12 protein-coding genes and 1 pseudogene are annotated in these 21025 nt (G+C 57.6%); 6 read left to right on the forward strand and 7 right to left on the reverse strand.

Annotated features, from left to right (window positions below; translation table 11 throughout):
• The first annotated feature begins 655 nt into the window (after positions 1 to 655).
• A complete protein-coding gene (locus tag AAGR22_RS16230) occupies positions 656 to 6616 on the forward strand; it encodes an autotransporter outer membrane beta-barrel domain-containing protein (RefSeq protein WP_345828535.1) in 5961 nt (1986 codons plus the stop codon).
• Positions 6617 to 6636: 20 nt separating this feature from the next.
• On the opposite strand, the gene hda is transcribed toward AAGR22_RS16230, so the two are convergent.
• The 3 genes from hda to upp form a co-directional block, all read right to left on the reverse strand.
• The gene (hda, locus tag AAGR22_RS16235) at positions 6637 to 7344 is read right to left on the reverse strand and encodes a DnaA inactivator Hda (protein WP_345828536.1); all 708 of its coding nucleotides are present in this window, start codon (positions 7342 to 7344) and stop codon (positions 6637 to 6639) included.
• 83 nt (positions 7345 to 7427) lie between these two features.
• A complete protein-coding gene (uraA, locus tag AAGR22_RS16240; protein ID WP_345828538.1) occupies positions 7428 to 8711 on the reverse strand; it encodes a uracil permease in 1284 nt (427 codons plus the stop codon).
• A gap of 75 nt (positions 8712 to 8786) precedes the next feature.
• On the reverse strand, positions 8787 to 9413 hold the full coding sequence (gene upp / locus AAGR22_RS16245; protein WP_067708070.1) for a uracil phosphoribosyltransferase: 627 nt from the start codon (positions 9411 to 9413) through the stop codon (positions 8787 to 8789).
• A gap of 242 nt (positions 9414 to 9655) precedes the next feature.
• Here upp and purM point away from each other — a divergent pair, with 242 nt between their 5' ends.
• Positions 9656 to 10696, forward strand: coding sequence for a phosphoribosylformylglycinamidine cyclo-ligase (gene purM / locus AAGR22_RS16250; RefSeq protein ID WP_345828539.1), 1041 nt, complete (start codon positions 9656 to 9658; stop codon positions 10694 to 10696).
• Positions 10693 to 11337, forward strand: a complete 645-nt coding sequence (gene purN, locus AAGR22_RS16255; RefSeq protein WP_345828541.1) for a phosphoribosylglycinamide formyltransferase — start codon at positions 10693 to 10695, stop codon at positions 11335 to 11337. Before purM ends, purN begins: the two co-directional genes overlap by 4 nt.
• Positions 11338 to 11506: 169 nt before the next feature.
• On the opposite strand, the pseudogene AAGR22_RS16260 reads toward purN, so the two are convergent.
• From AAGR22_RS16260 to AAGR22_RS16275, 4 genes and pseudogenes are all read right to left on the reverse strand, one after another.
• Positions 11507 to 11729 (reverse strand): annotated as a pseudogene (locus tag AAGR22_RS16260) (hypothetical protein).
• 89 nt (positions 11730 to 11818) lie between these two features.
• Positions 11819 to 12586, reverse strand: a complete 768-nt coding sequence (gene pstB, locus AAGR22_RS16265) for a phosphate ABC transporter ATP-binding protein PstB (protein WP_067708057.1) — start codon at positions 12584 to 12586, stop codon at positions 11819 to 11821.
• 18 nt (positions 12587 to 12604) lie between these two features.
• Positions 12605 to 14359, reverse strand: coding sequence for a phosphate ABC transporter permease PstA (gene pstA / locus AAGR22_RS16270; RefSeq protein ID WP_345828542.1), 1755 nt, complete (start codon positions 14357 to 14359; stop codon positions 12605 to 12607).
• 52 nt (positions 14360 to 14411) lie between these two features.
• Positions 14412 to 16610 carry an ABC transporter permease subunit gene (locus tag AAGR22_RS16275; RefSeq protein WP_345828543.1) on the reverse strand — a complete coding sequence of 733 codons (2199 nt, stop codon included), beginning with the start codon at positions 16608 to 16610 and terminating at the stop codon, positions 14412 to 14414.
• A 167-nt stretch (positions 16611 to 16777) separates the two neighbouring features.
• On the opposite strand from AAGR22_RS16275, the gene ppk1 reads away from it, so the two are divergent.
• Genes ppk1 through tehB form a run of 3 tightly spaced genes read left to right on the forward strand, consistent with a single transcriptional unit; the run spans position 16778 to position 20986 of the window.
• Positions 16778 to 18838 carry a polyphosphate kinase 1 gene (gene ppk1 / locus AAGR22_RS16280; protein WP_067708055.1) on the forward strand — a complete coding sequence of 687 codons (2061 nt, stop codon included), beginning with the start codon at positions 16778 to 16780 and terminating at the stop codon, positions 18836 to 18838.
• A gap of 4 nt (positions 18839 to 18842) precedes the next feature.
• A complete protein-coding gene (gene ppx, locus AAGR22_RS16285) occupies positions 18843 to 20375 on the forward strand; it encodes an exopolyphosphatase (RefSeq protein ID WP_067708052.1) in 1533 nt (510 codons plus the stop codon).
• Positions 20372 to 20986 (forward strand): tellurite resistance methyltransferase TehB, encoded by a 615-nt coding sequence (tehB, locus tag AAGR22_RS16290; RefSeq protein ID WP_345828544.1) that lies wholly within the window; start codon positions 20372 to 20374, stop codon positions 20984 to 20986. The genes ppx and tehB overlap by 4 nt, the downstream gene beginning before the upstream one ends.
• Positions 20987 to 21025: the final 39 nt, after the last annotated feature.

A 21025-nucleotide genomic window follows, 5' to 3' on the forward strand; every position in this document is an offset into this window, starting at 1 on the left:
CAGACACTCTGCTAATAATTGAATACGTTGTTACATTGCAGGGGCGGCTACAAAAGAGGGTAACACCCATCCCGGAGGTTACCCCATTTCACGCTTCGCTGACTTCGGCAATAAACTTTTTTACTCCCTCCTGACGCTCTCTTTATTTTACAGCGGCGCTAAATCGGTCTCTGGCCGCACGATAACATTCTACCAGTGATGACAAAAAAGTTAATTTATCGTACCACTGTAATTTATTTTCACCTCCAGATCGCCTCAAACCCCTTCCTCATTAATAGATAATTTAAAGAAAAAACACTTTCCAATCTGAGCAACTCAAATTACTGATAATTATATTTAAAGTTATTTAAAAATATTACAGTCTCAGTTTTAATATCATAAGGCTATTCCTAAAGAGCGTTTTTCTCGATAGCGAGCATTAACTGACGATAGACATTTCAGCAGCTAAGTGATGTTATTTCATTCAGCAAAAAACAATTTTGCGCGTACGAAAATAGTTATTTCTACAAAAAAAACGCCTTAAACATGTCGTTTAACGTCATGTGGGCTTTGTCTTTTCTCTCTGGAGGAAAACACTTTGTTTAAATTAAATCCTGTACTTCTGAGCCTTATCGCTGCGCAAGGTATGTTATTCCCTTTATCAAATGCCTCCGCGGTGGAACTTAAACCCTTCACGCCTGAACTTAACGATAATAAGGTTGGCGCTTATTGCCTGTGCGACGGCAGTACGCAGACGCTAAGCGGTTTACCGCGCTTTACGCCGGGTGTTAGCGGCGAAGTCAGCATCACGCTGGGTGAATTACAGCGCGCCGGCCGCATTCAAAGTGATAATTTAATTGGCAGGGAACGTGTCGACGTGGGTGATAAAAATCTCAGCGTTGGCGTTCCCGATCGCGATAATCCCGATGCCGAATGGACCTCCGTGTCGGTTTATGACAGTGACGGCATCAGGGATTTGACGCCCATCGGGCTTAATACGTCCGTACAAGACTTTGTGGACGTAAATGATGCGCAATATATTGACGCGCGCGTGGCGTCGGTTGGCAACGGCACGCTTAACATAGACATCGGCGAGCACGGTGCTGCGCCCAGCGCCAGTAGCAATAGCTGGTCAATGGCGGCAAAACAGAGTCAGCTATTTTCCGCCACCCGACAGGGGCATCTCAACTGGAATTCAGACAACCGTATCACCTTCACCGCTGCCACAACGCCCTACGACGATCATTCACTGGCGCTGGAGGATGAGAAAGTTGTCACCTGGGCCGGCATGTTTACCGTTACCGCGCTGGATGGCGGCACCAGCACCTTTAACGTTAACAGCCTGGACGATTTGAAAAATTACAATAACTGGCTAATCGATCAGCTTTCGAACGGCAACCTGCGGGCGAATAGCTATGATACCGAATTCAATAAAGCCTTCTCGTACGGTTACTCTGCCGTCACCTACGCCATGGGAATTAAAAACTATAAGGATGAGATCACGCAGCCGCTGGGGGATCAGGTCGTCATGCGCGCCGATGGCCCCAACGCCAGTGTGAAAATCAATGCCGGTAAAACCCTGGAGGTGCAGGACAGCCACACCGCTGCCGTACGCGCCAGCAATGGTGCAACCGCCATTATTGACGGCAAACTCGCCACCACCGGGCCGATACTCGCGGAAAGCAGTGGCCTGGAGCTGAACACCGGCGCCACCGGGATCAATAACGGTGTGATCAACGGCGGTTTCTTCAACAACGCCGACGGCACGGGGGTGGATACCAGTACGCTGGGCTATACCGATAAGGCCGTGGCCGTGAATGAAGGCAGCCAGTTTACTAATAACGGCGTGATTAACCTCGCCCTCGGTAACAGCTGGGGCAGTAAGGCCATCGGGCTCGACAACGGGAGCGCGATCAATAATGGCAATATTAACGTCGGTATAGCGGATGTGTATAACAGCGGTAATACCCGGGGGACGGGGGTGAATTACGGCTTCGGCGGCTCCTTTATCAACGCTGCGGGCGGCACCATTTATATTGGCCGCACCCCGCAGAATGCGATAACGGATGCCACCAGCGATGTCGCCGTTAATCTGGCCGGAACCGTTGCCGCAATTGACCCTTTTAACGACGGGGAAGCGATCAACGAGGGTCGTATTGTTATCGGATCTAAAGTGCAGAACGCAGTCGGCATACGCATTGATGGGGGAACAGATACCCTGGCGCTTAATGCTGGCGTGATCGATGTGAACGGGCGTGCACAGTCCGGACCCGCAGAAAATATCGCCATGCAGGCCATTGACGCCGGCAGCGGCGGACGGATTGGTAATACCGGCACCATCAACCTGAACGGTGATAACAGTACCGGCATTAAGGTCACTGCCCGGGCTGGCCTTGCGGCCAGCGTCTACTCCTCCGGCACGATAAACGTCAATGGTGATGCCGATGCCCTCAATGGGACGCGCAATACCGCCGTCTGGGTGACGGGGCTACCGGGAGAGTTTGGTAATATACCGGCCGGCAGAGCGAAAGCAGATCTCACCGGACCCATTAACCTGAACGGCGACGCAGCCATCGGTATTCGTGCAGAGGGCTCTGCCATCGTTAACGTCTCGCCTGTGGCGGTGCCTAAACTGTCCGGCGGAGACTATCAGATTGCCTTCCTCGCTATCGGTCCGAATGCCAAAATTAACCTGCCCGCTAACCTTAATTACGCCAGCAGCGGCAGGTATTCTACTCTGTTCCGTAATCAGGACGGCGCCGATTTCGATGGCACCGGCCTGACGCTTACCGCCAGCGGGGACGGCTCAACCGCCATCGTCGGCAGCGGTGGCGGGACGGATATCGCCACCCATAACGCGATCCTCAATATCAGCCCATACGGCACTGGCGTGCTGGTTGAGGGGGGGGCGCAGGGTACGATTGATGCCGCAACCCGGTTCAACCTGACGGGCATTAATGTCGTTGCGGCTACGGCCGACGGCGATAAACACGATCTGTCAATGAAGGCCACTAATCCGCCCGCCCAGCCTTACGCCACCACCTCGCTGACTAACCATGCTGCGATAAGCAGTATTTATAGCGGCACGACTGGCCTGCTGGCGCTGAATCAGGCGCAGCTGGTTAACACGGGCAATATCAATTTAGCGGGTGAATCCAGCAACGGGATTATTGCGCGCTATGGCGCTAACGTAACGAACAGCGGCGACATCAGCGTGACCCGCAGTGGTATCGGGCTTTATGCCGACGGTTACCCCTACGTTGGCGACGGCACCACGCCAACGATCATCACCAATACCGGAACGCTAAACGTCATCGGCGGGACAAGCCAGGTGATGTCACCCACCTACGGCGCCATCGCCTACAACTCGCTGGGCCGTATTGACCAGAACGGCACCATCAATCTGTATGGCAACAATGTTGTTGGCGCAAACGCTTTTAACGGCGCCAGGATAAATCTTGGGTCAGAAAGTAATGTGGTGTTTCACGACGCCAACCAGACCGCCTATCAGGTGCAGGACGCAGACAGCAGTATTTATAGCAGCAACGGCGGCAGCATCAACGTCAGCACCGACGGGTCGACGCTCTACCGCGCGACCAATGGGGCTTACCTCTATCCGCTGGTCTCCGCTAACGTTGCGCTGAATGGCGCAAACAGCACCGGTGTGGATGTGTCTGGTGCTAATACTTATGCCTATCGCACCGATAATTATGCCGTTAACGGTGAGGGCGCCACGGCCATACGCGCCAGCTGGGGCGCCCAGGCAATCATCTCTAACCCCATCACGCTGAATGGCAATAATACGCTGGGCGCGAGCAGCAGCGGCGATGAGGCCGATATCTATGCCGCCTCCCTGATTAATGGCGGTGGCACAAATATTACCGCCCTGGACGTGAGCGGTGCCTCCAGAATATTCAATCAGTATCAGGGAAGGGTCGATCTGAGCGGTCCCAGCAGCACCGGCGTGCGCGCGCATGATGGCGGTACATTTATTAACCGTGGCTACGTCCATGTGGCCTCGGGGACCGGCGTAGATATCAGCGCCGGGGATGGCTATTTTGTGCCAACGGATAGCGAGCTGCGGGTGGATGACGGCATCGCCGCGCTGCGCGTTGGCAGCGGCGCCGCCCTGAAGATTTACGGCGACGGCCAGGGTGCCAGCTTTATCGGGGCCGGCGGCGCGGCGGATGCGCTATTGCTGGACAGCGGCGCGCAGTGGCTTGAGGCTAATGATATCATCCTGACCGCCTCGGGAAGTGGCAGCGCCCTTCACAACCGCGCGGGAACGGAGAATATCTCCCTGCAAAACGTCAGGCTCGACGTTCAGGGCGGTACCGGCATTCGCTCCTCACGGTCATTCGATGCGGATGGCAGCGCGTCAGTGATGGTTAACGGCAGCGGTACCGGCTATCTGTTTGCCAGTGAAGATGGCTCCACCACCAGTAACGATCTGCTGATCGGCCCCGGCTACGCCATTGATGTCACCGGCACCGGCACCGGCGTGCGCGCCAATACCAGCGGGCGGGTGGTTTCCCAGGGCTCGATTAACATTGCGGACAGCAACGGCGGCTCAGCGATTGTCACCAGCACCGCCAGTGAGGTGCTTAATCAGGGCTCTATCACTTCCCAGAGCGTGGCGTCACCGATCATTGACCTGCGCGGTGGCCAGACGGTGTTTATCAACGAAGGCACCATTACCGCACCGAACCCCGACACCGTGGTGGTGGCAGGCGGGGCAACCAATGATGTGATTGCCCTGCTGGACGGTAAGGTGGTAGGGGATGTCGATACCGGTAACGGCACCGACTCCCTGATCATGACCGGCGGCACGCTGAACGGCAGCCTGACCATGGGCACCGGCACCGATAACCAGGCCGTTCTGCAGAAGGTCAGCCTGGCGAACACCGCGCATATCACCACGGCAGGTGGGACGGGCAGCACCCTGACCCTGAGTGACATTGAGGCGCGCGGCGGCTCCTTCGCGGCGGACAATCTCAGCAAGGGTACCAACATCGGCGCGGGATGGAGCACGCTGAACTTCTTCCGCTCCCTGTGGCACTTAACGGACAATATCAAATTGGCGCACAGTACCATCAATATCGACAGCGGTTCGACGCTGTTCGCCGGGGATAACGTCAACCCCGTCCTCCAGGGGGCGACCGGGGATTCACTGATCGTCAATAACGCCGGTACGCTGGATCTGACCAACGGCGGTACGGCGGTGGGCGATACCCTGACCATCGACGGTGACCTGGCCTCGGCGGGTGGCCGCCTGCGGCTCAACTCAAATGCCACGCAGAGTGACACGCTGCGCGTCAACGGTAACGTCAGCGGGACGACGTTTATTGACGAGACCCTGAGGGGCGGCGCGCTGGCCGACACCAACCGCAATGGGGTCGTCGACCCTGCTGAGGGCGTGTCGCTGGCGCAGGTTTCCGGTAACGCCAGCGCGGGAAGTTTTGCACTGCAGCGCGGCTACGTGGCGTCGGGGCCCTGGCAGTACAGCCTCTACAGCTTCGCGCCGGGCAGCAGCGATGCCAGCCAGCGCCAGGTGAATGGCGATGGTAACGCCTTCTGGGATTACCGCCTCGCCAATACCTATGTCTGTGAAGATGGCTCGCTGTGCCAGCCTCAGCCCGGTAACGGCAAAGTGGCGGCGCGTCCGGCAGTCACCCCACAGGTGCCTTCTTACATTTCGGCACCCGTTGGCCTGGCCTATTACCAGCTGGCGGTGACCGACGATCTGCATAAGCGCCTCGGCGAGCTGCGTCAGCAGCAGCGTAACCCGGATGCCCTCGGCGGCGAGATGTTTATCCGCTATCTCGGCTCAAACCTCACCTACCAGAGCAATCGCGGGCTAAGCCAGTATGGTTACGACGTCGACCTCGACTACAGCGCCGTACAGCTGGGCGGCAACCTGCTGAAAATGGACGGCGCGCATGACAGCCTGCGCGGCGGCGTGGCCTATACGCGCGGCAATACGCGTATCCGGCCTCATGCGGCAGATGGCTACAGCTCAACCACCTTCGACAGCGACAGCGTGGCGCTGTACGGCACCTGGCAGCGTGATAACGGCCTCTATCTGGACGGTTCGCTGGCGTGGAACTGGCATCGCGGGGAGACGGATATCGCCCGTGAGAAAAAGGTCGCCTCACCGAAGGGTAACGGCTGGACGGCCTCGCTGGAGTCAGGCTATCCGTTTGAATTCGCTAACGGCGTGCGGCTTGAACCGCAGGCGCAGCTGACTTATCTGCGTCTTAAAATGGACAGTCTCACCGACAGCGATCGTACCCGCGTCTCCTGGGATACTTACGATCAAACCATCGGTCGCGTGGGGGCCAGGCTGGATCGTACCTGGGAAGATGACAGTCAGCGGCAGTACACGCCTTACCTGCGCACCGACTACTATCGTGGCTGGGGCGGCACGGCGAAGGTGAAGGTTGGTTCGACGGAGAGTGATGCCAGCCAGAACTTTAACAGCGGCAAGTTTGGTCAGATGTGGGACGCAGGCATCGGTGGCACCACCACCTTTAAAAACGATGTGTCGCTCTATGCCGAAGCCGATTACCGTAAGGAGATCGACGGCAGCGGCGCGAAAGGCTGGCGTTACAATGCGGGCCTTCGCTGGTCATTCTGAGTCGTTAGTATCACGGGCTCTCAGAGATCCAGCGCCTCCTTAACGAAGGGAATCGTTAGCTTGCGCTGGGCACTGATTGAGGCACGATCGAGCTTATCGAGAGTGACAAACAGGGTGCGCATCTCTCTGTCGAGCCTTTTCAATAAAAACCGCCCGACGTCCTCGGGCAGTTCAAACCCACGAAGTCTGGCGCGCAGCTGGAGCGCCTGAAGTTTGTCTTCGTCACTGAGTGGCTGAAGCCGATAGATCTGCCCCCAGTCCAGCCTGGAGGCGAGATCGGCCAGCTTTAAATTCAGCTGACGCGGCGGACGATCGCCAGTGATCAGCAGGCGGGTTCGCCCGGTTTCAAGAATGCGATTGTAGAGATCAAATATCGCCATCTCCCAGAGCTCGTCCCCGGCAATGCATTCAATATTATCAATGCAAATCAGCGACAGCTGCTCCATCCCGTCCAGTACTTCCGGAACAAACCAGGTACGCTTATCCAGCGGCACGTAGCCGACGGCCTCACCGCGATCGGAAAGCTCGGCACAGGCGGCGTGCAGCAGATGACTGCGCCCTCCCCCTTCGCGCGACCAGAAATAGAAATAGCTGCCATGCTGCTGATGCAGTGCGCTTTGCAGCGCAGCGATCAGCGACGGATTTTCACCCGGCCAGAAGCTGGCGAACGTTTCGTCATCGGGCAGATAGAGTGGCAGAGAGAGCTGTGCCGGAGTGTTCAGAAGCACCTCAGTATTGATCGGGCAAAATCCGGCGGAAGTTTATCACACCTTCGCAGGGATAATAAACGCAGGCCGCCGTTGCGCCAGGATCAGCGATCGTCGCTATCCTCGGGATCGAGAATGATCTCCTGTGGACGTAACAGGTCGATCGCTTTAAAGATGAGGCTCAGCAGAATACCCACCAGCGTGGCCAGCGCCATTCCCTTTAGCTCCGCCGCCCCAATATGCACGGTGGCCCCGCTAACGCCGATGATCAAAATAACGGACGTCAGGATCAGGTTCTGTGCTTTGTTATAATCCACCTTCGACTCAATCAGTACGCGGATCCCGGAGGTGGCAATCACGCCGTACAGCAGCAGCGAGACGCCGCCCATCACCGGTACCGGCACCGCCTGAATCGCCGCCGCCAGCTTACCCACGCAGGAGAGCAATATCGCCAGAATCGCCGCACCGCCAATCACCCAGGTACTGTAGACGCGGGTTATCGCCATGACGCCGATATTTTCTCCATAGGTGGTATTGGGTGTGGATCCGAAGAAGCCGGAAAACACCGTGGATATGCCGTTAGCAAACAGGGAACGATGCAGGCCCGGATCTTTCAGCAGGTCTTTTTTAACGATATTCGCGGTCACCACCAGATGGCCAATATGCTCGGCGATAACCACCAGCGCGGCGGGCAAAATCGTCAGCATGGCAAACCATTCAAAACGCGGGGTATAAAAGGTAGGTAGCGCAAACCAGGGTGCCGCCTCAACCGGCGCCCAGTTGACGACACCCATTGCCCCGGCAAGCCCGTAGCCCACCAGTACCCCGATAAGGATCGGGATAATCGCCAGGAAGCCGCGAAACAACACCGAGCCCAACACCGTCACCGCCAGCGTAACCAGCGAAATAATAATGCTTTTATCGTCAACCGCTGCGCCGCTGGCCGGTAACAGCCCCGCCATGTTAGCCGCCACGCCCGCCAGCTCCAGCCCAATTACCGCCACAATGGCACCCATCGCCGCCGGGGGGAACATCACGTCCAGCCAGCCCGTTCCGGCCTTTTTCACCACCAGCGCCACCAGGCAGAAGAGCACGCCGCAGAGAATAAACCCGCCCAGCGCGACCTCATACCCTAACGGCAGCAGCAGCAGCACCGGCGAGATAAAAGCGAAGCTGGAACCGAGGTAGGCCGGGATTTTGCCTTTACAGATAAACAGATACAGCAGCGTACCGATGCCGTTAAACAGCAGCACGGTGGCCGGATTAATATGAAACAGGATCGGTACCAGTACCGTTGCGCCGAACATGGCAAAAAGGTGCTGAAAGCTGAGAGGAATAGTTTGCAGCAGCGGTGGCCGCTCGCTTACGCCAATTGCGCGACGCGTCATATCTTTACCCTTTCTTTAATTATACCCAATAAAAAGCCGACTCTGCGGTCGGCTTAGCGTTTAATAGCGGCGTACTTATTTAGTACCGAAGATCTTATCGCCGGCGTCCCCGAGCCCGGGAATGATATATCCCTTATCGTTCAGCCCCTGATCCACCGACGCGGTGTAAAGTTCAACATCCGGATGCGCCTTCTCCAGCGCCGCGATACCTTCCGGGGCAGCAACCAGTACCAGCACCTTAATGCTGGTGCAGCCTGCGTTTTTCAGCAGGTCGATGGTGGCGATCATCGATCCGCCGGTGGCCAGCATCGGGTCAACGACCAGCGCCATGCGCTCTTCAATATTAGAGACCAGCTTCTGGAAGTAAGGCACCGGTTCCAGCGTTGTCTCATCGCGATAAACGCCGACCACGCTGATGCGCGCGCTCGGCACGTGCTCCAGTACGCCTTCCATCATGCCCAGACCGGCACGCAGAATGGGCACCACGGTGATTTTTTTGCCTTTAATCTGGTCAATTTCTACCGGGCCATTCCAGCCTTCGATGGTGACCTTTTCGGTTTCTAAATCGGCGGTGGCTTCATAGGTCAGCAGGCTTCCCACTTCCGACGCGAGCTCACGAAAACGCTTGGTGCTTACGTCATGTTCACGCATCAGACCCAGTTTATGTTTGACCAGCGGGTGTGTGACTTCCACGATTTTCATTGTTCTACTCCCGGAGTGTTAAGCTGCAAAAAAAAATCGCGAGATTATAGCGCTATTTTCTCATCATGCTCTATGACTTAATGCAACTTCTGCCGTATCCGCGCACTTCCGTCATCATAATCTGACACCTGACCCAGCACAACGCGTGGTAAGAAGGCGCTCGCAAACGTTTGCCTGCGCTGTTAGAATTGCCGCGCTCTATTTTCAATACCACCAACCGCAAACCGCGTGGGGACTTCGCAGTGACCGACAAAACCTCTCTCAGCTATAAAGACGCCGGCGTAGATATCGACGCGGGCAATGCTTTAGTCGATCGTATCAAAGGCGTTGTGAAAAAGACGCGTCGCCCGGAAGTCATGGGTGGGCTGGGCGGCTTTGGTGCCCTCTGTGCGCTGCCGCAAAAATACCGCGAACCGATTCTGGTTTCCGGCACTGACGGCGTAGGCACCAAGCTGCGCCTGGCGATGGACCTGAAGCGTCACGATACCATCGGTATCGATCTGGTGGCGATGTGCGTCAACGATCTGGTGGTACAGGGCGCCGAGCCACTGTTTTTCCTGGACTACTACGCCACCGGTAAGCTGGATGTGGATACCGCGGCCAGCGTGATAACCGGCATTGCCGAGGGCTGTTCACAATCCGGCTGTGCGCTGGTTGGCGGCGAAACGGCCGAAATGCCGGGGATGTATCACGGTGAAGATTATGACGTCGCCGGGTTCTGCGTCGGCGTGGTGGAAAAGTCAGAAATTATTGACGGCAGCAAAGTCAGCGATGGCGACGTGCTGATCGCACTCGGCTCCAGCGGCCCGCACTCCAACGGCTATTCGCTGGTGCGTAAAATCCTTGAAGTCAGCAATACCGATGCACAACAGACCCAGCTTGAGGGTAAATCGCTGGCGGATCACCTGCTGGCCCCTACCCGCATCTATGTCAAAAATATCCTCAGCCTGATCGAGCAGGTAGACGTTCATGCTATCGCCCACCTGACCGGCGGCGGCTTCTGGGAAAATATTCCCCGCGTGCTGCCGGACAACACCCAGGCGGTGCTTGCCGAGTCAAGCTGGGAATGGCCTGCGGTGTTCGGCTGGATGCAGAAAGCAGGCAACGTCAGCCGCTTTGAGATGTATCGCACCTTCAACTGCGGCGTCGGCATGCTGATCGCGCTGAGTGCTGAAGAGGCGGATAAAGCGGTACAGCTGATGACCGATGCGGGCGAGAAGGCGTGGAAAATTGGCGTGATTAAGGCGTCCGATTCCGACGAGCGTGTGGTCATCAACGCATGATGCGGCTGGTGGTGCTGGTTTCCGGTGAGGGAAGCAATCTGCAGGCCATTATTGATGCATGCCAGCAGGGGCGAATCAACGGCAGCGTGGCCGCCGTGTTCAGCAATAAGTCAGAGGCTTATGGCCTGTCGCGCGCCCGCGCGGCGGGCATTCCGGCCCATGCGCTTGCTGCGTCTCAGTTTGGCGATCGCGAGGCGTTTGATGCGCAGCTTGTGCAGGAAGTGGATGCGTATGCGCCCGACCTGGTGATTCTGGCCGGTTATATGCGCATCCTCACGCCGGCCTTTGTCGATCGCTATGCCGGTCGTATGCTAAATATCCACCCCTCCCTGTTGCCGAAATACCCCGGTCTGCATACTCATCGCCAGGCGCTCGAAAACGGCGATAGCGAACACGGCACCTCGGTGCATTTTGTGACCCGTGAGCTGGATGGCGGCCCGGTTATTCTTCAGGCGAAGGTGCCGGTATTCCCCGACGACAGCGAAGAGGATGTGTGCGCCCGCGTACAGCATCAGGAGCACGCCATCTATCCGCTAGTGGTGAGCTGGTTTGCTGCCGGGCGACTGGCGATGAAGGATGAAGCCGCCTGGCTGGACGGCAAACCGCTGCCGCCGGAGGGATATGCCTGGGATAGCGTCTGAGCAAGTAGGGGTATTGTGCGAGCTGAAGACGTGTGAAAGCGGCTGAAGGGTTCAGCGACTAAAGAGAATTAACACGGGAAATCAATGGGGATGGAACCTGAGGAAAGCCCGCTTAGCCGGAACACCACAGACGATATCCGTCCCAATCATATGGGGCCATGTCCTGCCGTCAAGGGCGTTGAGCGTCTCCAGAACGCCATGTGATTTTTTTGTAAATCAGCTCCACCACGTCCAGGTGGTTCCGCTTTTCCCCGTACTGAGATTCGACGTCATACAGGATCGGCCCCACGCTGACGACCGTCACGCCTGCCATCATGGCCCGCAACGTCGACAGAGCCGCGAATATCCGCGCCGCCGTCGTCTTTGAGCCATAAAGAAGCTGGAGTAGCCATAGCTTTAAACGCCATTTTAAAGAGAGAGCCAGCGCGAAACAGGCTGGCTAATCTGCGGCTTTCGCAGGTGTCTGGTAGATCTGTCCTGGTTAACCGTAGCGCCCGGTAATATAATCCTCGGTGCGCCTCTGGCGCGGTGTGGTAAACAACCTGTCCGTCTCATCAAACTCCACGACGCTGCCCTGATGCATAAACGCCGTATAGTCCGAGACGCGCGCGGCCTGTTGCATATTATGGGTGACCAGAATCAGCGTGAAATGCTGCCTGAGCGTGCACATCAGCTCCTCAATCACCAGCGTGGAGATCGGGTCCAGCGCCGATGTCGGTTCATCAAGCAGCAAAACCTCAGGCTCAATGGCAATGGCTCTGGCGATCACCAGCCGCTGCTGCTGGCCGCTCGACAGCGTTAGCGCATTCTGCCAGAGATTCTCTTTCACCTCGCCCCACAGCGCGGCGGCGCGCAGCGCGCTTTCTACCGCCTCATCCAGCACGCGCCGGTCGCGTACGCCCTTAAGCCGCAGGCCGTAGGCCACATTTTCATAAATCGTCTTTGGGAAAGGGTTAGGCCGCTGAAAGACCATGCCTACCCGTCGGCGCAGCGCCGACAGATCCGCCTGTTCGTGGAGAATCGACTGCTGATTCAGCAGAATATCGCCCTCTGTCCGGCAGCCCTCGATCAGATCGTTCATGCGGTTAAAGCAGCGCAACAGCGTCGACTTCCCACAGCCGGAAGGACCGATCAGCGCGGTAATGCGATGTTTAGGCACCTGCATACTGATGCCGTTAAGCGCCTGTTTAGCGCCGTACCACAGCGACAGGTTATCCAGCGTCAGCGACGTTTCCGGCATATTTTGCATCACTTTCCTTAACCCTTGTTAGTTCATCAACGCGCGATAGCGCTCGCGGAGGCGATGGCGCAGTATCATGGCCAGCAGGTTCAGGGCCAGAATAATTAACACCAGCAGCAGCGCGGTGGCAAAGACCAGCGGGCGGTCTGCCTGCGCGTCTGGACTCTGAAAAGCGAGATCGTAGATCTGGAAGCCAAGGTGCATAAATTTACGGTCCAGATGTAGAAAAGGAAAGACCGAGTCCAGCGGCAGCTCAGGCACCATTTTCGCCACGCCAACCAGCATCAGCGGTGCGGTTTCCCCCGCCGCCCGCGCCACCGACAGAATTAATCCGGTAAGCATGGCTGGTACTGCCATGGGCAGGGTGATATGCCACAGCGTTTCGGCCTGCGTGGCGCCTAAGGCTAACGACCCCTGCCGCAGGGAGGCGGGAATACGCGACAGCCCCTCCTCGGTGGCGACAATCACCACCGGCAGCGTCAGCAGCGCCAGGGTCAGCGAAGCCCACAGCAGGCCCGGCGTACCAAAGGTTGGATTAGGCAGAGAGGTCGAAAAGAACAGTCTGTCGATGCTGCCGCCCATCATCCAGACAAAGAAGCCCAGCCCAAACACCCCGTAAACAATAGAGGGGACGCCAGCCAGATTGATTACCGCAATGCGTACCAGACGGGTCAACAGGCTATTGCCCGCGTACTCATGCAGCCAGATGGCCGCGACCACGCCCAGCGGCATCACCACCACTGACATCAGCAGCACCATCAGGATGGTGCCAAAAATCGCCGGGAATACGCCGCCGTTACCCGGCCCCTCGCCCGGCGGGTTGCTGACAAAGTGCCAAATCTGCCAGCCAAAATGCTGCCATTTTGCCCCGATGCTCATTGCGTTGGGATACCAGGCCGCGAGGATCTGACTCAGCGGGATGCGATGCTGCTGCCCGGAGACATCCCGCAGGATCAGCTCCGTGCTATCGTTTTCGCGGTTAAGATCGTTCAGCAGCTGGGTACGCTGGGAGAACTGCCGCTTAAGCTCCGCGCTATCGGCCAGCAGAATGGAGTCCGTCTGTGCGCTGTAGCCCTCTGCTTTTTGCAGCCGCTGGCGCTGCGCGGCAAGCTGTTCCAGCTCGTTGTTTAACCGGGCCATACTGACGCGGCGGATTTTATCAACCTGAGCCTGACGCTCGCGGCTCTGGCTGATGCGCTGCTGGAGCGTATGTTGCATATTAACGGCGGTCAGCGGCTGCCCCTTTTCCAGCAGCCCGTCAAACCAGCCAAAGGCTACCCCACCCTGTCGTCGTTGCAGCACCAGCAGGTTAGCGGGCCGCTCCTGACGCAGGATATCGCTGCTTAACAGGCTGCGGAAACCGGTTCCGCCCACCTCTCGGCTACCGGTGTTAATCAGCAGGCGCGTCAGTTCGCTGGGCAGACTCGCCGGGAGGCGCGCACCACTCTCCTGAAGCTGCTGGCGGGTGACCTTCTGCGACTGTGCTATCTCGCCCAGCAGCGCAAATTGGGACGTGTTCTGCAGCAGCGTTGTCCCGCCGGAGAGCGGTGGGCGGGTGTCGCCCTGCAACGGCGTTGTCTCGCTTGGCTGCTGCGGGCGCAAACGCCCGGATGCGCTCTCACCCGGTAGCTGAACGCTAAACAGCGTTACCGGCTGCGGCCAGAAATAGCTCAATCCCTGCCAGCCGAGCAGCGCTATCAGCGCCAGAAAGGCCAGCAGACAGAGCGCAACCGCTCCCCCGGTCAGCCAGCGCCAGCGGTGATTAACCCGTGCTGCTCTCATTCCTGCCCCTCCCGCCAGGCAATGCGTCCGTGATAGCTTATCCTTACCGCCCTCATCCCTGCCCCTCCTGTCTGGCGAAGCGTCGACGCAGCCGCTGACGAATAAGCTCAGCCAGTGTGTTCACAATCAGCGTAAATACCAGCAGCACCAGCGCACTTAAGAACAGAATGCGGTAGTGGGCGCTACCGCTGGCGGCCTCGGGCATTTCAATCGCGATATTCGCCGCCAGGCTTCTGACGCCCTGTAGCAGCCCGCCCCCGGTGACCGGCGTATTGCCCGTTGCCATCAGCACAATCATCGTCTCTCCCAATGCGCGGCCAAAACCTATCATCAGCGCAGCGAAAATTCCGGCGGAGGCAGAGGGTAACACCACGCGTGACAGGGTCTGCCACGGCGTCGCGCCAAGCGCCAGCGATCCCTGCCCCAGCGAGGCGGGAACGCTGAAAATGGCGTCTTCCGCAAGGGTAAAGATTAGCGGCACCAGCGCAAATCCCATCGCCACGCCCGCGATCAGCAGATTACGCTGCTGATAGCCTCCGCTCAGCCGGTCGGCCAGCCCCTGCCTGAACAGGGCGTGCTCCAGCAGTGGAATACACCACAGGCAAAATACCGTCGTCAGCAACAGTAAAGGCAGCAGCAGCCAGATTTCGCGGCCTTCATCGCACAGCCGCCTGCGCCAGCGCGACGGCAGACGGGCGGAGGCCCAGCTACAGAGCAGCAGCACACCGGCCAGCATTAGCGGCAGCAGCAGGACACCGGCAAGCCTGTCGGCCAGCTGCGGCGCCAGCCACAGTCCGGCGATAAGCCCTATCACCACGCTGGGCAGCGCGCCCATCATCTCAATAGCCGGTTTAACCCAGCGCCTCAGACCGGGGCTCATAAACCAGGCGGTGTACATGGCAGCAGCCAGCGCCAGCGGCGTGGCAAACAGCATCGCCAGCCCGGCCGCCTTAAGCGTGCCTGACACCATCGGCACCAGGCTGTATTTCCCCTGATAATCATCATCAGCCGAAGTGGACTGCCAGACATAGTCCGGCGAGGGATAGTTTTCATACCATACCTTCTGCCACAGGCTGCGCCAGCTGATATCCGGCCAGGGGTTTGACAGGCGCAAATGCTGCCAGCGGCCCTGCCGCTCAATCAGTACGCCATCCCCCTGGGGTGCAAACGCGGCGCGGATGACGCCCGGTCCCAGCGGACAGGAGAAAATCGCCCCCGGCTGTTTACTGGCGTACAGGGAAAGGGTCCCCGCCGGGCTGACGGTAGCGAATACGCGGCGGTGCGCCTCGCTGAACAGCAGCGGCTGGGCGCGGGCGTCGCTGAAATAGCGGATCTGACGCAGGTGAAGCCCGGTTTCACTGGCCAAATCGAACCACTGCGAGAGGCCCTTCTGGTCGGCAAGCAGCAGTGACTGGCCGCCGCTCAGCAGCAGCATCTGCTGCGGCTTCTGCGCCAGCGTAATGCTGTCGCGCAGGGTCAGACCCTGCTCACCGATCTGCCAGACGCGCAGCAGCGCCCCCGAGAGGGTAAACAGGCGCTGACCGTCCGGCGCCAGCAGCATTTGGTTGATATCACTGACCGCCATGCTAAAGCTCAGAGGCGGCTGGGAGGGCTGAAACTGTTGCAGCGTCAGGCGCTGCTGGCTGGCCTGCGCCACCAGCCAGCGATCCGCCTGCGGATGCGCCAGCGCCAGTACCTGAGCGTCAGGATCGGCGGCGATCGGCGCCTCACCCAGCGGGAATCGCCAGCGCGGCTCCGCCTGACTAAAATCAGGCACCACCAGCAGCAGACCGGCGGCGCTTTTTAGCAGCACGCTGCTATTATCCAGGGTCGCCGTTGCGTTCACCCTGCCACTGCCCTGTAATGCTGCAGCCGCGTTCACGCTGCCAGTGCTCATTGCTGCCACCGCGTTCACATTCCCCGTCCCCATTAATGCCGGGGAGGAAGCCGTCTGACCCGCGAGGGGAATAAACTGGCCTTCGCCAGCATCGTCAATGCGCCAGCCCCACTGTTGCTGCGGACCCAGCCCCATTGCCACCACGGGCCGGGCCTGCCCCAGCGGGATAGCCTGGCTGCCCTCGACAGCGGGGGAGCTGAACAGCGGCACTACCATGCCTGCCAGCCAGACAAATAGCAGCAGCATAACCAGCAAAATGGCTAGCCCACACGCCATCACCACGCGGCGCGTCAGCCGGTCTATAAGCTGGCGTCGCCGGTCGTTAAACTGAGCGGGAATGGGGGTTGGGATCATGCTAAGTGTCGCTTTCCTGTGCGCTGAGGGCCTTATGTTGCCCGTATGCGGTTAATAAGACAATGAACAATGTCCGTTGGACATTGCTGCCCTACTCTCGCCATAATAAAGACGGACAATGACCGGCCAAAGGCAAGTTGGGTCGTGAATCTGCAAATGGAGTACAAATGGGTCAGGAAAAGCTTTATACCGTTAAAGAGTTGAGCTGGCTCTCCTTTAACGAGCGCGTCTTACAGGAAGCAGCCGATAAAACCAACCCGCTGATTGAGCGCATGCGTTTTCTGGGCATTTATTCCAATAACCTTGAAGAGTTTTACAAGGTGCGCTTTGCCGATCTTAAGCGCAGGATCCTGATTGGTGAAGAACAGGGATCCCCCAGCACACCGCGCCATCTGCTAAAAAAAATCCAGGCGCGCGTGCTGAAGGCAGACCAGGAGTTTGACGGCCTGTATAACGACCTGCTGCTGGAAATGGCCCGTAACCAGATTTTCCTGATCAACGAACGCCAGCTCTCGCCCAATCAGCAGAGCTGGTTACGTCACTATTTTAAACATCATCTGCGCCAGCACATCACGCCTATCCTGGTCAATCACGATACGGACCTGATTGAATTTCTTAAGGATGATTACACCTACCTGGCGGTGGAGATCATCCGTGGCGAGGAGATAAATTACGCGCTACTGGAGATCCCCTCCGATAAGGTGCCGCGTTTTGTTAACCTGCCGCCCGAAACGCCACGGCGCCGCAAGCCGATGATCCTGCTGGACAATATCCTCCGCTACTGCCTGGGCGATATCTTTCGTGGCTTCTTTGACTATGACGCGCTGAACGCCTACTCGATGAAGATGACCCGCGACGCCGAGTACGATCTGGTCACGGAGATGGAGTCGAGCCTGCTGGAGCTGATGTCCTCAAGCCTTAAGCAGCGTCTGACCGCCGAGCCGGTGCGCTTTGTTTATCAGCGCGATATGCCGGATGCCATGGTGGAGATGCTGCGTAAGAAGCTCAATATCTCCAACTATGACTCCATTGTGCCGGGTGGGCGTTACCATAACTTCAAAGACTTTATTACCTTCCCAAACGTCGGCAAGGCAAATCTGGTCAACAAGCCGCTACCGCAGCTGCGCCATATCTGGTTTGACCGCTTTCGTAACGGTTTTGACGCCATTCGCAACCGCGATGTGCTGCTTTACTATCCCTATCATACCTTTGAGCACGTGCTTGAACTGCTGCGCCAGGCTTCGTTTGACCCGGCGGTGCTGGCGATAAAAATTAATATTTACCGCGTGGCAAAAAACTCGCGCATCATTGATGCGATGATCCACGCCGCCTACAACGGCAAGAAAGTGACCGTGGTGGTTGAGCTACAGGCGCGTTTTGATGAAGAAGCCAATATCCATTGGGCTAAACGGCTGACCGAGGCGGGCGTTCACGTTATTTTCTCCGCGCCCGGTCTGAAAATCCACGCGAAGCTTTTTCTGATTTCCCGACGCGAAAATGGCGAGATTGCCCGCTATGCGCATATCGGCACCGGCAACTTCAATGAAAAAACCGCGCGGCTCTATACCGACTACTCGCTGCTGACCGCCGATGCCCGCATCACTAACGAAGTCCGCCGGGTATTTAACTTTATTGAAAACCCCTATCGGCCCGTCTCGTTTGAACACCTGATGGTCTCACCGCAAAACTCGCGCCAGATGCTTTATCAGCTGATCGACAGTGAAATTGCCAATGCGCAGAACGGGATTCCCGCCGCCATCACCCTTAAAGTGAATAACCTTGTCGATAAGGGCCTGGTTGATCGCCTCTATACCGCCTCCAGCGTGGGCGTTAGCGTCAGCCTGCTGGTGCGTGGCATGTGTTCGCTTATTCCCAATCTTGAAGGAATTAGCGAAAATATCCGGGTAATCAGTATTGTTGACCGCTATCTCGAGCACGATCGCGTCTATATTTTTGAAAACGGCGGCGACAAAAAGGTCTTCCTCTCCTCCGCTGACTGGATGACCCGCAACATTGATTATCGTATCGAGGTGGCAGTGTCAGTCCTGGATCCTATTCTGAAACAGCGGGTGCAGGATATTATTGCCATCCTCTTCAGTGATACGCTTAAGGCGCGCTTCGTAGACAAAGAGCTAAGCAACCGGTATGTTCCGCGCGGCAATCGCCGCAAGGTACGCGCGCAGCTGGCCATTTACGATTACATTAAATCTCTGGAACAACCTGACTAACTTTATGCCTATATCCCAGAAAAATACGCCTAAACCGCAGGAATTCGCCGCAATTGATTTAGGCTCGAACAGTTTTCATATGGTGATTGCCCGCGTGGTCGATGGCGCGATGCAGGTGCTGGGCAGGTTAAAACAGCGCGTCCATCTGGCTGACGGGCTGGACCATAACAATGTGCTGAGCGAAGCCGCCATTGAGCGCGGGCTAAAAAGCCTGGCGCTGTTCGCCGAGCGTCTTCAGGGATTTAGCCCAACCAATGTCACCATTGTCGGCACGCATACGCTGCGCCAGGCGGTTAACGCCGAGGATTTCCTGCGCCGCGCCGCCGACGTTATTCCCTATCCGATTGAAGTGATCTCCGGCAATGAAGAGGCGCGTCTGATTTTTATGGGCGTCGAGCATACTCAGCCGGAAAAAGGTCGCAAGCTGGTGATTGATATTGGCGGCGGTTCTACCGAGCTGGTGATTGGCGAAGACTTTGAGCCAAGCCTGGTCGAGAGCCGACGCATGGGCTGCGTCAGTTTTGCTAATCTCTACTTTCCCGGCCGCGTGATCAGTAAAGAGAACTTCCGCCGGGCAAGGCTGGCCGCGGCGCAAAAGCTGGAAACGCTGGCCTGGCAGTATCGCCTGCACGGCTGGCAGTATGCGCTGGGCGCGTCCGGCACCATTAAGGCCGCCTGCGAAGTGCTGCTGGCGATGGGGGAAAAAGAGAAGCTGATTACCCCCGAGCGTCTGGAGATGCTCTACGCCGAGGTGATGAAGTATAAATCTTTCGACGCGCTCAGCCTGCCGGGGCTGTCAGATGAGCGCAAGGTGGTGTTTGTTCCCGGTCTGGCCATTCTGTTCGGCGTTTTTGACGCCCTGGCGATCCGTGAGCTACGCCTGTCCGATGGGGCCCTGCGCGAAGGCGTACTGTATGAAATGGAGGGCCGCTTTCGCCATCAGGATATCCGCAGCCGCACCGCTCAAAGCCTGGCAAATCATTACGCCATTGACAGCGATCAGGCGCGACGGGTGCTGGAGACCACGGAAGGACTTTACCATCAGTGGCGCGATTGCAACCCGAAGCAGGCGAACCCACAGCTGGCCGCCCTGCTGAAGTGGGCGTCCATGCTGCATGAGGTCGGCCTGACCATCAACCACAGCGGATTACAGCGCCACTCCGCCTATATTTTGCAGAATACTAACCTGCCGGGTTTCAATCAGGATCAGCAGACCCTGCTGGCCACGCTGGTGCGCTTTCACCGTAAAGCGGTAAAAGTAGACGAGATGCCGCGCCTGACGCTGTATAAGAAAAAGCAGTTTCTGCCGCTGGTTTTCCTGCTGCGGCTGGGTGCGGTGCTGAATAACCAGCGTCAGGCCACCTCAACGCCTGCGACGCTCCGGCTAACCACCGACGAAGGCCACTGGACGCTGACCTTCCCTCACGGCTATTTCAGCCAGAATACGCTGATCCAGCTCGATCTTGAGCGCGAGCAAAACTACTGGAAGGATGTGACCGGCTGGCAGCTTACCATTGAGGAAGAGCCTGGGGCATGAACATCTCTCATCCAGCGGACGATCGCTACTACACCGAGAAATATCAGCTCACCGCCACGCACTCCGAAGTGGTTGACGCGATGACGCTGCTTAAGCCCGGCCGGGCGCTGGATTTGGGCTGTGGCAGCGGTCGCAATGCGCTCTATCTGAATGCTAAAGGGTTTGACGTCACGGCCTGGGATAACAACCCGGCCAGCCTCGCCCGGCTTAACCAGATAATCGCCAGCGAAGGATTAAGCAATATTCACACCGCCGAAAAGGACCTGAACGCCCTGCGCTTCAACGGCGCTTATGACTTTGTTTTTTCTACGGTGGTGATGATGTTTCTAAAGCCCGATGTCATTCCCCAGCTGATTGCGGATATGCAGGCCAGCACGGTCAGAGGCGGCTATAACCTGATTGTCGCGGCGATGGATACCGAAGATTACCCCTGTAACCAGGGGTTCTCATTCGCCTTTCGCTCAGGCGAACTGAGTGAATATTATCGCAAATGGCATATTGTGAAATATAACGAGCATGTGGGCCAGCTTCACCGCACCGACAGCGAAGGCAGGCGCATCTCTCTGCGCTTTGCCACGCTGCTGGCGCAAAAGGAGCTGGTAAAGGCGTAACGCCCGATACAGGCAGCGGCTGCGCCATGCAAAACGCAG

This window comes from Erwinia sp. HDF1-3R, assembly GCF_039621855.1.
In the GTDB taxonomy this organism is placed as follows: Bacteria; Pseudomonadota; Gammaproteobacteria; order Enterobacterales; family Enterobacteriaceae; genus Erwinia.